12 protein-coding genes and 1 riboswitch are annotated in these 14,291 nt (G+C 46.7%); of the genes, 5 read left to right on the top strand and 7 right to left on the bottom strand.

What is annotated here, in order from left to right; genetic code table 11:
- Positions 1 to 29: 29 nt before the first annotated feature.
- Both PSE7367_RS09065 and PSE7367_RS21540 read right to left on the bottom strand, forming a co-directional pair.
- On the bottom strand, positions 30 to 917 hold the full coding sequence (locus PSE7367_RS09065; protein WP_015165063.1) for a PFE-CTERM domain-containing protein: 888 nt from the start codon (positions 915 to 917) through the stop codon (positions 30 to 32).
- Positions 918 to 934: 17 nt separating this feature from the next.
- A protein-coding gene (locus PSE7367_RS21540) for an IS1 family transposase (protein ID WP_156800369.1) occupies positions 935 to 1,655 on the bottom strand; the annotation gives its coding sequence in 2 pieces (ribosomal slippage) (positions 935 to 1,355 and positions 1,354 to 1,655; 723 coding nt in all).
- Between the two features lie 441 nt (positions 1,656 to 2,096).
- Positions 2,097 to 2,198: riboswitch (TPP riboswitch) on the top strand.
- Positions 2,199 to 2,202: 4 nt separating this feature from the next.
- Between PSE7367_RS21540 and thiC the strand changes: the two genes are divergently transcribed.
- The 3 genes from thiC (at position 2,203) to PSE7367_RS09040 (ending at position 5,389) form a co-directional block, all read left to right on the top strand.
- Complete coding sequence (gene thiC, locus PSE7367_RS09050) at positions 2,203 to 3,594, top strand: phosphomethylpyrimidine synthase ThiC (RefSeq protein ID WP_015165062.1); 1,392 nt, start codon at positions 2,203 to 2,205, stop codon at positions 3,592 to 3,594.
- A gap of 161 nt (positions 3,595 to 3,755) precedes the next feature.
- Positions 3,756 to 4,280, top strand: coding sequence for a hypothetical protein (locus tag PSE7367_RS09045; protein ID WP_015165061.1), 525 nt, complete (start codon positions 3,756 to 3,758; stop codon positions 4,278 to 4,280).
- A gap of 236 nt (positions 4,281 to 4,516) precedes the next feature.
- The gene (locus tag PSE7367_RS09040; RefSeq protein WP_015165060.1) at positions 4,517 to 5,389 is read left to right on the top strand and encodes an SPOR domain-containing protein; all 873 of its coding nucleotides are present in this window, start codon (positions 4,517 to 4,519) and stop codon (positions 5,387 to 5,389) included.
- A 50-nt stretch (positions 5,390 to 5,439) separates the two neighbouring features.
- Here PSE7367_RS09040 and mnmG read toward each other — a convergent pair whose 3' ends face one another.
- Positions 5,440 to 7,431, bottom strand: a complete 1,992-nt coding sequence (mnmG, locus tag PSE7367_RS09035; RefSeq protein WP_015165059.1) for a tRNA uridine-5-carboxymethylaminomethyl(34) synthesis enzyme MnmG — start codon at positions 7,429 to 7,431, stop codon at positions 5,440 to 5,442.
- 866 nt (positions 7,432 to 8,297) lie between these two features.
- Here mnmG and PSE7367_RS09030 point away from each other — a divergent pair.
- Entirely contained in the window at positions 8,298 to 8,990 is a 693-nt protein-coding gene (locus tag PSE7367_RS09030; RefSeq protein ID WP_015165058.1) for an AsmA family protein, read from the top strand.
- 34 nt (positions 8,991 to 9,024) lie between these two features.
- Here PSE7367_RS09030 and PSE7367_RS20350 read toward each other — a convergent pair whose 3' ends face one another.
- The 4 genes from PSE7367_RS20350 to PSE7367_RS09010 form a co-directional block, all read right to left on the bottom strand.
- The gene (locus PSE7367_RS20350; RefSeq protein ID WP_015165057.1) at positions 9,025 to 9,714 is read right to left on the bottom strand and encodes a GNAT family N-acetyltransferase; all 690 of its coding nucleotides are present in this window, start codon (positions 9,712 to 9,714) and stop codon (positions 9,025 to 9,027) included.
- 258 nt (positions 9,715 to 9,972) lie between these two features.
- Positions 9,973 to 10,482, bottom strand: a complete 510-nt coding sequence (locus tag PSE7367_RS09020; protein WP_015165056.1) for a hypothetical protein — start codon at positions 10,480 to 10,482, stop codon at positions 9,973 to 9,975.
- 5 nt (positions 10,483 to 10,487) lie between these two features.
- The gene (locus PSE7367_RS09015) at positions 10,488 to 10,766 is read right to left on the bottom strand and encodes a hypothetical protein (protein ID WP_015165055.1); all 279 of its coding nucleotides are present in this window, start codon (positions 10,764 to 10,766) and stop codon (positions 10,488 to 10,490) included.
- Between the two features lie 147 nt (positions 10,767 to 10,913).
- Positions 10,914 to 12,161 (bottom strand): calcium/sodium antiporter, encoded by a 1,248-nt coding sequence (locus PSE7367_RS09010; RefSeq protein WP_015165054.1) that lies wholly within the window; start codon positions 12,159 to 12,161, stop codon positions 10,914 to 10,916.
- Between the two features lie 715 nt (positions 12,162 to 12,876).
- Here PSE7367_RS09010 and PSE7367_RS09005 point away from each other — a divergent pair.
- Complete coding sequence (locus PSE7367_RS09005; protein ID WP_015165053.1) at positions 12,877 to 14,103, top strand: glycosyltransferase; 1,227 nt, start codon at positions 12,877 to 12,879, stop codon at positions 14,101 to 14,103.
- Positions 14,104 to 14,291: the final 188 nt, after the last annotated feature.

Here is a 14,291-nt window from a genome sequence, read left to right as displayed (position 1 = left end):
AAGTTCTAAAACAATTAGGTTTAGCAGTTTTACTTGGCGATCGGTAGACTTTTGCCCTTTTGCTGGTTAAGTTTGAGTAATTGCCAGAGGCCAGCAACCCCAGCCAGTGCAATTAGACCAAATGCGGGCGAGAACTCAAATGGGATCGTGGTTAGAGTAGCGGATTGAAAATTAATATTTGCCTGGGCTGAGGTGGTGTCATCACCAAAGAAAATAAAGTTAGCGGTTTCATAGGGGTCAGGAAAACCAGCAAATGGCGTATAGTCGCGCAGTGGGCCACTTAGGATCGAGGCGCTGTTGGCAAATAACTCATAGGTGCTGCCCGCAACCACCAGGTCATAGGCCACAAACCCAACCCCCACTGGATTAAACATCGTATTTTCCTCACCAAAGCCGCTAAAGCCAATTGCAGGATTAGGATCAGGGGTGGGCTGCGAGAATACGCGGTTAGTCTGGAAGCTAATTTCCACACTGGAAAGATTACCAGCCCCAGGATCGCTACTGACCGCGATCACATTAAACCCAGCCCGATCGGCACTTGCTTCAGCCGCAGAAACGATCTCCACCACAAAACTGAGGGTATAACCTACGGTGCGATCGAGGTCGGGGAAAGCCGGATTTACCAGCATCGAAGCAAGATTAAAGTTGGTATATCCTGCTTGCACACCATCTGACGCAGTAGTGTTGAGGTTGGTAGCATTGATACCGCCGCTATAGGTTTGCGTCGCGCCAGGGACAAGACCAGGATTAAAATCCAGGAATTGAGGTGCAAAGTTATCAGGGGTAACGGCCTGAGCAGTGCCATCGTAGAGGGTAAAAGAAGCAGCTTGCGATCGATCGGCATGAGCCAGGAAAATTATGGGCGTAGCGATCGCACTAACACCAATACCTATGGTGCGGTTTAAAACTCTATTCATAATCAAAAACGGTAGTGCTATACAAGTAAGGATGAGTTGTAATGATGCACAAATAACCAGATAGCGCCAACATGGTTAGCTAACTTTTTCGAGAAAGAAAGAGATTTGCGAACCAGTCTTGAAGCTCTTTGCCTAAGAGTGCAATTAAATCGCTCAATTTTGTTTGTCAAGCCTGAACCTTTGTCCACTGGTTGATGACGCATACTCGGAACTACCTGAGCATAGGCACGCCAGAAATCAGTGTAACAAACCGCACATTGTCGATAAACGGGTGGTAAAGACTGCCATAATCCTTGAGCACCAACCTCATCTCTAGACCCGATATACACTCCTACGATCTCCTTAGTATCAACATCTATAGCTAACCAAACCCAAACCTTGACTCGTTTCTTGCCTACAAAAGACCACAGCTCATCCATTTGAATGGTTAAGTGCCCTTTTTTTAGCCTGTACCTGCACTTGTTGGGGCACTTGAGCATATTTGTGATTAACATATTGCTGTAGCCATCTTGGTGATACACCTACAACTCTGGCAATACCTGCGAGTGAAACCCTCTCTAGCAGAAGTTTGTCGATTTGAGCTTTAGTCTCATTAGCGATATATTTCTTCTTAGAATTGGCTACAAATTGTCTATTGCATTGTTTACATTTGAAGTTTTGTTTACCGTTGTGAATTTTGCCATTTTTGACAATTTTGAGTGAATTGCATCTTGGACAAGTTAGCTTAGATGTATCCATGAGAGAGAATTTTTGTATCTTCTATCCCATTATCCTTACTTCTGCATGACTACCTCAAAAACAATTAATAACGTCTCGGATTGAGGCAATGTCATCTACTAACATTTGCTCGATCGGATGCCCTATTGCTGTTGCGAGCAGATCAAAATGCAACGTATGCGATTCAATCTTAATTTTGATCAGTCATGATCAAGGCGATCAAGCTTGGCTGAATTATTTAATTATATTTGGGGCATCGCTCAGTGAATGTTAAGCATTGTGCCGATTTGAATAGCCTTAACCAATTGATTCAGCATTATTAATTTCACTTGATATCAAACTTTGCCAGAATTCTATCGATCGATTGAAAGCTTGAAATTAAAAGATGAAGATATTGCCCCTAAGCTTAGGCTTAAATTAATCTTTACCTCAACAGAATCGATTTGCATCAGTGCTAGCATTTAGCAAACGTAGGAGTGTCTGGCAAAGATAGCCAGGCTGAGATCAGATCCTTAGAACCTGATTCGGTTCACACCGGCGTAGGAAATCGTAAAATTGAGGACTTTAAATGAACAACCCATCTGCTCCCACCCGTCGTGGTGCCTATCGTGGTACCCAAATGCATTGTGCCCGAAAGGGTGATATTACTGAAGAAATGCGCTATGTGGCATGGCGCGAGGGGCTACCCGTTGAACTGGTGCGATCGGAAGTGGCCAGGGGTCGGGCGATCATTCCCGCCAACAAAAACCACACCAACCTGGAACCGATGATGATTGGTATTGCCTCAAAGTGTAAGGTAAATGCCAACATTGGCGCATCGCCCAACTCTTCGGAAGTGAATGAAGAGTTAGAAAAGCTGAATATGGCGATCAAGTATGGCGCTGATACGGTAATGGACTTGTCCACTGGCGGCGGCGAGCTAGACTCAATTCGCCAGGCGATCATCGGTGCTTCCCCCGTGCCGATCGGTACTGTGCCCGTTTATCAAACCCTGGAACGGGTACATGGCAACGTGGAAGACCTGACCGCCGAGGACTTTCTGCATGTAATCGAAAAGCAAGCCCAGCAAGGGGTGGACTATCAAACGATCCATGCTGGTATTTTGATCGAGCATTTGCCCCTGGTGCGCAATCGCATTACCGGGATTGTGTCCCGTGGTGGTGGCATTCTGGCCAAGTGGATGCTGCATCACCATAAGCAAAATCCGCTCTATACCCACTTTGATCAGATCATCGAAATCTTCAAAAAGTACGATGTCTCCTTCAGTCTGGGCGATTCGTTGCGGCCTGGTTGTACCCATGATGCCTCCGACGAAGCTCAATTGGCTGAATTGAAAACCCTCGGTCAACTCACCCGTCGCGCCTGGGAGCATGATGTGCAGGTGATGGTGGAAGGCCCTGGCCATGTGCCGATGGATCAAATCGAGTTCAATGTGCGCAAACAAATGGAGGAATGCTCGGAAGCACCCTTCTATGTGTTGGGGCCATTGGTGACTGATATTGCCCCCGGCTATGACCACATTACCTCGGCGATCGGTGCAGCGATGGCTGGCTGGTATGGCACGGCCATGCTTTGCTATGTTACGCCCAAGGAGCATCTGGGCTTGCCCAATGCTGAAGATGTGCGCAATGGCCTGATCGCCTACAAGATCGCTGCCCACGCTGCCGACATTGCCCGTCATCGTCCTGGTGCTAGGGATCGTGATGATGAGCTGTCCACCGCTCGCTATAACTTCGATTGGAATCGCCAGTTTGAATTATCGCTCGATCCCGATCGGGCGCGTGAATATCATGATGAAACTCTGCCAGCGGATATTTACAAGACCGCTGAGTTTTGTTCGATGTGTGGACCCAAGTTCTGCCCGATGCAAACTAAGGTGGATGCGGATGCCCTCACTGAGCTAGAGAAGTTCCTGGCTAAGGATGCTTCTAGTTCATCGCGGGAAACAGTTAATAGTTAGGTTGGCGAATTTAACTAATTAGCGGGGCGATCGCTGCACATTTTTCTATAAATAGATTTTAAGGAGCTGGTTCAACTGGCTCCTTTGTTTTTGCGAAGTTTTATGAATGGGTTGCTTTGCTAGAGTATTGCCAGTGCACACCAAGGACTTAATCAATTTATATGAATATTTTTAAAGTCATTTTCACCATAGCGATCGCTTGCTGCCTCTGTCTGTCCGGCGCGATCGTGCCAGCCTACGCGAATCCCTCAAGTCGATCGGTAAGTAAGATTGACGTTATAAATGGATTCCCTGGCGCGGATATGAGGATAGGAACTGATTCAAATTTAGATTCAGATTCAAATTTAGATTCAGAGCAAACCAATCAACTGGTTGAAGCTGCCAAACCGATCGAGCCAGACAAGTCAAAAACAAAACCATTAAAAACCTATGCCATGTCATTGATGCCGGAATCAGCGCAGCAGCAAATTAAAATCACACCTGCCGCTAAGAAGCTGGTTGTTAGCTTAGATTCAGCCGATGTGGCCTTGCGTTGTGGTAGCGCTAAAAACACCTATAGCTGTACGGCGGGCAAACCACTTACGATCGATGCCGAGCAACCAATTAAATCCTTTTGGGCGCAAAATCCCAGCCACCAGAATACGGTGCAACTGCGGATCGCTGTATATGAGAATTATCTAGATTGAAAATTATCCAGATACAGACATGAATGCGGCGGAGTAGGTCAGTCTGTATAGTCTGCATAAAAGAAAGTAAAAGATTTTGATTAGTGAATATTCCTGCCCCGATTAATAATTTTTGCTTATAGAAAAACCCAGATTAGCCATAAATTACTTTTAGTTGATCATAAGCGGACAGAATGTAGTAAAATCCGCCCCAGCGTTCCGTCGCTTTTCACACTGGACTCACTTCATTGGTAATCATGGCTAAGCTGAGTAATCACACATCCAAACTTTCGATCGGAATTTTGACCGCGATCGCCACCACCTGTGGTTTGGGCATTATTGCTGTCCCCAATTCGATCGCGCAGGCTCCCATCTCGACAAATAGCACTAGCAATCAATACGTCGTTTATATGCCCGCTGGCACTACTAATCTGCAACAGGTTAGAACTGTCGTGCCCGATGCCTTCAATAGCAGCCTGAGCAATGGCGAGCGCGTTGTCCAAATTGGCCGGTTTAACAATCTAAATCTGGCACAACAACGCATGGCTGAATTACAACAGCAGGGGATCGCTGCCCAGGTTGCCACAGTCCCCTATCGGGCTCCTGCCCCAGTTGCACCCGTGGCCACGGTTAATGATCCGTTTGTGGATACATTTAGTAACCCCGTGCCGATCGCTTCGGCTCCCACAACTCCTTTCCCAAATTCCAATTCAGCGATTGTGACAGCACCACCACCACCAACTGGTGCACCAACAACTTTTGGCAATGATCCATTCATCAATCCACCTACGGTTGGTACTGCCCCAGGCGAGGTAATTGAAATTACCCGTGCGCCGCAGCCAATTACACCATCGCCTACGATCGTAGAGCCAATTCCTACGCCACCCGGTACACCTGAGATCACCTCGGTTAGCTCAGCAGTCCCCAACAATCGCTATGTGGTAATTGTGCCTTCTTCGGTGGATTCGGTTTTAGCTGAGGTTAGAACAATCGTACCGTCGGCTAAGTTCACCGTCTCTCGCATGGGTACATTCATCGAGGTACAAAAATACCCCGATCGCCGTAGTGCCGATAGTCTCAATCGCACATTGCGCAACCAGGGCTTTGATGCCAGGGTAATTTATCTATAATTACTAAAATCAAAAATTACTAAAATTAAATTACTAATTCAATTACTAATTCAATTACTTGTCACTTCTGCCGTCTGTTGTTTAATGTTTTTGCCATTGCGGCGTGCTACCTCCAAATGCACCAGCAAGGCATTAATATCCGCTGGATTCACACCCCCAATGCGGCTAGCCTGCCCCAGAGTAAGCGGTTTGATCTGGTTTAGCTTCTCGCGGGCTTCCTTCGACAGGGTTTCAATCTGGGCATAATCAAGATCGGCGGCTAGCTTGCGATTGCTTTGCCGTGCAATGTCATCAATTTGCTTCTGCTGCCGTTGGATATAGCCAGAATATTTAACTTCGATCTCGGCTGCTTTAGCGGCGATCGGATCGATTTCAGCATGATCCAGGCCATATTGACTCAAATCCACATAGTTAAAGCCAGGACGACGCAGCAGATCTGCCAACGAAATAGAGCCTTTGATCACCTGTCCGGTTTGGGCAGCGATCGTTTTACCAAGTTTGTCATGTTCTTTAATTCTGGTAGTTTTTAAGCGTTCTTGCTCCGCTTCAATTTGGCTTACCTTGGCGGTAAACAATTGCCAGCGACGATCGTCAATTAGACCCACCTCGCGGCCAAGCGCAGTCAGACGACGATCGGCATTATCCGATCGCAGAATCAACCGATATTCCGATCGGCTGGTCAACATTCGGTAGGGTTCGTTTAATTCTTTAGTACAGAGATCATCGATCAATGTACCAATATAGCTCTGGTGCCGCGCAAAGGTAAGCATCGCGTCGCCTCGCACATACAGAGCCGCATTAATACCACCCACCAAGCCTTGAGCCGCTGCTTCTTCATAACCGGTAGTGCCGTTGATTTGGCCAGCACAAAATAGCCCCTCCACGCGTTTGGTCATCAGGGTTGGGAAACACTGGGTAGCTGGGATATAGTCATATTCAACCGCATAGGCAGCGCGGAGCATCTCGCAGTTTTCCAGCCCCGGCAGCGATCGCAACATTTTGATTTGAATCTGCTGCGGCATTCCGGTCGAGAACCCTTGAATATATAGCTCAGGGATATCGCGGCCTTCTGGCTCAATAAAAATCTGGTGGCTTTCCTTATCGGCAAACCGGACAATTTTGTCTTCAATGCTGGGGCAATAGCGAGGCCCTTTGGCATCCACAAACCCACCATAAACTGGGGTCAGGTGCAAATTCTCGCGGATTAGTTTATGGGTTTCAGCCGTAGTGCGAGTGAGATGGCAGCTCATTTCTTCCCGCTCCACCCAGGCAGCAGGATCAAAACTAAACCAGTTGGGTTCATGATCGGGGAGCTGTTCCTCCATCTGGCTGAAGTCCGCAGTGCGCCGATCGACCCTGGCTGGGGTGCCAGTTTTTAAGCGCCCGGTTTCAAATCCCAGCGCATTCAAAGTTTCAGTCAGGCCAGTGACCGCAAATTCGCCAGCCCGACCAGCAGCCACGGAGCGATTGCCAACCCAGATCTTGCCATTTAAAAACGTACCCGTAGTCAGGATTACCGCCTTGCAGCCATATCCCACGCCAAACTGGGTTTCCACGCCACAGACCACTGGCCGATCGCTGGCCGCATCCTTCAGGATCAAATTGGTGACCGTACCTTCGCGCAAATGTAAATTTGGCTGGGTTTCCACCACCTTTTTCATTTCGGCGGCATATTCGCGTTTATCGGTTTGCATCCGCAATGCCCAGACCGCTGGCCCCCGCGATCGATTTAAGATCCGCCGTTGCAGATAAGTGCGATCGCTGATTTTGCCAATTTCGCCACCCAGGGCATCAACTTCATGGACTAACTGGGACTTGGCTGGCCCACCCACGGCTGGATTACAGGGTTGCCAAGCAATGCGATCGAGGTTGAGCGTGAGCAGCAAAGTCTTGCGACCCATCCGCGCCGAAGCCAGAGCCGCCTCACAACCGGAATGCCCTGCCCCCACCACCACTACTTCATATTCGTCCAACAGTTCTACCTCGCCCAAACTGGTGAGATTGTTAGTTAGATATTCTGGGTTGGCTGCGTTAGCACTCATGGTGTGATTTGGCGGTTAAGCATTAATTGGATTTGTTAGATTTATTGGATTTGTCAGATTTATAAGCTGCGATGCGATCAGGAAAAACTAGCGATCCCTCTAACATTTTACATAGCCGATTCAATTGACTATCTGATCAACTAAAATAAAGCACTTGAATTTGGTAAACAACCTAAGATTTAGACCAATTCAGCGTAAATCATGCTTTGATCGGCTCTAGGAAAACATCTAAGTGTTAAATAATAGCGATCGAATCTACTAGCTAATTAGACCAAAGCCGCAGTAAAGCCGCAGTAAAGCCGCATTATAGATTCAGTTAGCCAGGATTGCTTGACCTAAAACTAAATGGCTTAACCAATGGTAATTAACTGCACCAACAATTAGCTAATCATACCTAGTCTATTCCTTAACCAACCATTATGATTAAGGCTAGAGCATGAGCCTTGGCCGTTTTCGCCCACGGTGACAAATACCAACATCAAAGCAGTAATTAAGGTTATAGGTCACAAGATTAGCCTGAGTAATTAGACCAACAGACCAACGTGCTTAGAACCAGCGATCGCAAGATTAGATTATTGCCCTGGTTATTGTATTTTTAAGGCTATCTCTATTACGTTATTCCGTTTCATGGCATATTTGATCGCACCTCTAATTAAAGCTATCGCGCCTCTAAATTAAAGCTAATGGCATCGATTTGCATCACTCAATTCAACGCTTAAGTTTTGACTCGGCTGCTTCACCTTCCAAACCTTTTCAACCATATGTAGCAATCAGGCAATCTAAACCTAGATAGGGCATCACAACTCTTGGTAACTCGAACGACTCGAACCAGGTCAATCGCAACTCAAAGGCACAGCAGAGCGGGAATGATAAAGTCAATCCGTAAAATATTGATTTGGTTTCTGGTTGGCTTGGTGGCAGCATTGGCGATCTTTTCGATCACCCTGGGCGGCGTGATTCGCAGTGAGATTGAGCGCGAGAGTACCCTGGCGATGGGTGTGAATACGGCGATCGAAAGTATTAATGTCAACTTGTTTACCGGGCATTTGCGCATTAATAATTTTATAATTAGCAATCCACCCACTTTTTCTACGCCCCATTTGCTCAAAGTATCGCAACTACAGGTAGAGACCCCACCCTGGAATTTATTTAGTAATGTGGTGCAACTGCATAAATTTGCGATCGGTCAGCTTAGTTTTAATATTGAGCAAAATCGATTGAACAATAACTTACTGGTGGTGGTTAAAAATTTACAGGAGAATAAACAAAAGCAAGAAGCACAACCAGATGATCGTGCAGAAAAACGATTCCAGGCCGATTTAGTTACCGTCGATCGGGTGGAAACAATCGTTAAGGCGACGATTTTTGATCAGGTGTTGGCCGATCAAACCCTGGCGGTTAATGATCTGCGGTTTGAAGGGTTGACCTCCGAGAATGCGGCTGGGGTCTTACTGCCGGAATTATTGCGTAAGGTCTTGCTGGAGTCGATCGCTGCCACAATTGACCCAGAGAAAATTAATGTGCCGATCGAGTTGCCAGATATTATTCGCAACCTCTAACTATTTGCCCTTACTGCTCTTAAGCCTAAATAACCTAAATCCGTTTATACATCGCATAGCGCTCTGGGATCGCCGTATAACCCATATTTTGATACAACTTTTGGGCTAGTTCGTTATCGCGTCTTACTTCCAGATAGATAGATTTCAGGCCGATCGATTGGCAATAGTTTTCCACAAATACCAACACCTGCTTACCAATCCCCTGACCGCGATAGGGTGCTTTTAAATAAATCTCGTCTAGAACCGCAATCCGCCCCAATTCAGTCAGGCTGAAAGCATAGGTAATCAGCACGTAACCGATCGCTCGATCTATCTCTTGCCCTGAATTTGGCTGGGCTGGTTGGTTCACCGATCGGCTTGCCAACTGTCGCTCATTCGCGTTGCTGAAACTATAATTCTGGGGGGAATAGGCAGAGCGATCCAGAAAATCCAGGGAAGCGGAGCGATCGCTTTGCTCATAAGAAATATCTAGATCAGCTAAAGTCTTTGAATCGTCTAGATTGCATGGCTCCTCTGACTTATGGGTATCTTCTAAATTATCTGATTGGTCTGGCTCCAGATAAATTAACCAAGCCTCACCTAAGCGATCATCATTGACTAATTCCGTGATCGCCCTGATCGTTGCGGTGGTAAAAGGATGGCGATCGCAGTGATGAAACTCCCCAACCAACTCAACTAGCGCATCAATATGAATAAACTCGACCGATTGATAGGTTAATTTCATCGTAATCCTGGTTACTAACCGGCGTTAAACAGATCTTAGTAATCGGTAATTGGCAATCGGTAATCCATCCTTAGTGTTATTTCAATCAAGATGTTGTGCAAGTGATAATCTAATTACTCTGATCAATCAGGCATTCATACCAAATAAGTCTCTTGAAAATGCATTAGCCTGCTATGCCAGGAGATCGCCACAGGGATCAATTGCAACCATAGCGATCGCCTCAACAACCATTTATGACTAATTATGACTAAATTATGACTAAGGCTTTTTGCCAATTAGCTTGAGATAACCCAGATAAGCCACAAATAGCAATCCCGCCAGAATCAATAAAAAATAGCTAAAGGGAATATAGGAAAATAAAATAATCCGAATTCGTCCCAAGATCCAGGACAGCACCAGAAAAGCGCCAGCGATCGTTGCCAGCCCTTGCAAAGCCCGGTAGGCAGGCACAGTCAGCAGCGGCACCCGTTTTGAAGCCACCCAAACCGAACTGGCCAGGTAATAGGGTGGTGCGAATAGGAGCAAAATATCTGCCTCCTTAACCACCCGCTCCCAACCACCAGTGTTGGTGGCATAGGCCAAATAACCAGCCCACAGCAGCAAGCTGGTCACCGCAAAGCCGATATTAACACTGAGCAAAAATGGTTCCTCTCGCCGCCCTGGAATCAATGCACAAATTAGCCAGGTGAACCAGGGAGCCAACAGGATCGCCACCAAAATTGGCATCCGGTAGACTACTAATCCTTGGAAAAAATCACCAACAGTCATGGGAATTACTCGTTTACTTTAATACCCAAAATTTGCCGAATCATCCGCTTGTCTTGATCGGGCCAGGCATAGCCATAGATATCATAGACACGGCGCAAAACTTCCTTTAGCTCTAGCTCAGAATTACCTAAATTATGCTGGCTGCCACTAGAAAGCTCAGCAATTAAGCGATCGGCCTGTTTGACCGCCTCTTCGCCCACCAGATCAGTTTCAGTAAAAGGATTTGCCAAAAGCCCTTGCATGGCCATCGCTGCAAATAATTCTCGCTTGGTCAACTCTTCCATTGGTTTGGCTTTCTTGGCGAACTAGGTGCAAATAATCGATCGATTAGGGCGGCTCAGGGGGCTAAGGCCGCTAAGATATTTGCTGAGGTACATGAGGTACAACACACATATTATGGATACAGCAGCCAGCAGCGATAAATTTAACGGTTAGTGCTGCTGCTTTTGGCGCAAGCTAGTAATCAGAATAATCGCCAGCGTGATTGTGGTGAGTGGCAGCACAAACACCAACATAATTGTATTAAAAGCGGCTAAGGATTGATGATCGGAAGCATTCAGGAATAAATAGAGGGTATAGGCAATATAGTAGGCTAAAAACAGAATACCTTCCCAGCGCTCGATTTTATAACCGCTGAAAAAGATCGGCAAGGCGGCGATCGCCACTGCAATCATCACCGGAATATCAAAGGTGAGGGCAGGTTGTGAAACAGTGATGCCATTGGGGGTAATGATGCTGCAGATGCCAAGTACCAGCAAAATATTAAAAATATTGCTACCCACCACATTGCCCACCGCAATATCCTTTTCCCCCCTTAGGCTAGCGGCCAGAGCCGTAGCGATCTCCGGCAGCGAAGTCCCCACCGCCACGATCGTCAAGCCAATCACCAGTTCATCCACACCAATTTGTTGGGCAAAGGCGATCGCCCCATTCACCAGCCAGCGCGAACCCAGCACCAGGCATAATAATCCCACCACCACAAAACCTAAATATTTACCCAATCGGGACAACAATTTAAATCGATAACGACGCATCGCAGCCCGGACTGCCCCAGGATATATAACAGGTTCACCAGCTAGTTTACTGGGCTGAACTAATCTTGAATTTGCTGGCTCTCCTTGCAAATCCTGAACACCATGTTCACTGGTCTCTGACCCTATATTCTCAGACTTCTCAGCCTCTTCAACCTCAGAAGCCTCAGAAGCCTCAGAAGCATGGGGCTGGCGCTGCCGAAAACTGTAATAAAGGGTGAACGCAGTGTAGGCAACTGCTCCCAAGCACAACACCGCACCATCAAGTCGATTGATCTTGCCATCAAGCCCCATGAACAGAAGCAGCAAAGACAGAGCGATCATCAATGGTACATCTAAGCGCACTAGCTGTTTGGAAACGGCCAAAGGAGCAACCGTAGCCGAAATTCCCAACACCAATAACACATTTGCAATATTGCTACCCACCACATTGCCGATCGCCAAATTTGAATAACCATTAAATGTTGAGCTAACACTAACCGCTACCTCAGGCGCGCTCGTACCATAGGCCACCACCGTTAGTGCCACTACCAGCGAGGAGATCCCCAACACCCTGGCAATGCTACCTGCTCCTTTAACCAGAAATTCTGCCCCCACCACCAGCAGCACAAATCCAGCTATGAATAAAATAATTGTGATCAGGTTCATTAAATAATTAAGCAACAACAAATAAAGCTAATAAATATTCATTAGCAATCACCTTGATCAGGCAAAATCTCTAAGCAAAAACGAATACAAACGAATATAAGTGAATATGAGCCTATATGACGAATATACGAATATTGCAAATTCATGTTGCTGGGTAGACATTTTGATCGGCTCGCAATGGCATAGTGCCGCTTGACTCCTAGAAAAATTTCCACATGTCTAGTTCAGAAGCAATCAAAACGCAATCAAAACGCAATCAAAATCAAGTTGCCACTATGGCTCATTTTAGACCAGTGTTTAAGTTGCTAATTCAACCCCAATTTAAACTTAACCTATCCAGGGAATTATTTTGGATCACCGATCGCCCCTGAGCAGGGATCGGGTTGGCAGCAGTTTGGGCAAAATCAAATTAATTGATCTAAATCCACTCTTTAGGTTGAACCTAATTGAGCAGAGATCGGGTAAAAATTAACAGTGGGCAATTGAATGATAAAACTGATTAGTTAGGTTTAAGTAAAAACATCTGGTCATTGGGATTCTTGCCAAAAGTTTAGTGCCTTTAACTTAATTAGTTTGATTTGATTAGTTTGATTTGATTTGTCTGCGTAGCCCCTCCCTCACCTCCAACCACAGCGATCAATATATTTGAAAATATCTAACCAAATATCTAACCAAATATCTACCCATTGCAGCCAACCCTATCAATTTGTGATTTGTGTCAAGAAAGTTGAACCTAGAAGTGCCATCGCTACAGCTATTACGATCGCCACAGGTTGGCGCTGAGCCTAATTCAAGCGATCGCCCTTTGGCTAGTCATGCCGCCGATCCGAGTATTTTTCTATCGTTAGTGGTGCCCACCTACAATGAAGCGGCCAATGTGGGCAATCTGGTGCGGACAATCTGCACCCTCCTCGATCGCTATTTGCCCGATCGCTATGAATTGATCATCGTTGACGACAATAGTCCCGATCGCACCTGGGAAAAGGCACAAACCCTGCAACCGGATTATCCACAATTGGTGGTGATCAGGCGACAGCAGGAACGAGGTTTGGCCACGGCAGTGATTCGCGGTTGGCAACAGGCTCAGGGTAATGTTTTGGGTGTGATCGATGGGGATTTGCAACACCCACCGGAAGTTTTGCAAAAATTAATTACCGCGATCGCAGCAGGGGCAGATCTGGCCGCGGCCAGTCGCTATGCCGGTGATGGCGGTGTCGGTAGCTGGAATGGGGTGCGCCAGTTTCTATCGCGGGGGGCGGTGCGTTTGGCATTGTGGATTTTGCCAGAAATCACCTCGCGCCTGTCTGATCCAATGAGTGGCTATTTTCTGGTGCGGCGCGAAGCGATCGCCAATCAACCACTCGATCCAATCGGCTACAAGATTTTGCTAGAGGTGATGGGGCGGGGCAGAATCGATCGGGTGGCGGAGGTGGGCTACACCTTTGCGGAACGCCAGGAAGGTGAGAGCAAGGTAAGCTGGCAGCACTACCAAGAATTTATTCGCCATTTACTGCGGCTGCGGTTTGCGACTGGTAATGTCCCAGTGGGCAGAATGGGGCGATTTTTGCGGTTTTGCCTGGTGGGCTTTAGCGGCGTATTCGTCAATATTTTTGGCTCATTTTTACTGATTCGCTATGCCGGATTGGGCAAAATAACTAGTAAAACCATTGCCGTAGCGGTGGCGATCGTTAATAACTTCATTTGGAATGATGTTTGGACTTTCAGTGATGCTAGCAAATTCTATACCGGCTGGCGATCGCGGCTGGTGCGATTTTTGCGGTTTAGCTTTGCCTGTGGTTTGGGGGCTCTAATTGACATTGGCATTTTTGCTTTGTTAGATCACTTCGGGATGCCCTGGTTGGCGGCGAACCTGATTGCGATCGCTGGCTCAACGGCCTGGAACTATCTGATTAACTTGAAGTTTAATTGGAAGACGAAATAGTCCCGCAAGCCATGAACTTAAGCATGAATTTAAGTCAAAATTAATTAAGACCCCGATCACTATGGCTAAAGCCAGGAAAATTCCCTTTAGTCGATGTGTCGAAGTCTTGCTTTTTAGCGATCGCTGATGTCACTTGATCACCCTGAATCCACCAGGTTATATTTCACGGCTGCTTAATTGCCGATCCT

Source organism: Pseudanabaena sp. PCC 7367, from assembly GCF_000317065.1.
Classification (GTDB): Bacteria; Cyanobacteriota; Cyanobacteriia; order Pseudanabaenales; family Pseudanabaenaceae; genus Thalassoporum; species Thalassoporum mexicanum.
Note: the sequence above shows the minus strand (reverse complement) of the source record. Positions and strands in the feature narration are given on the sequence as shown.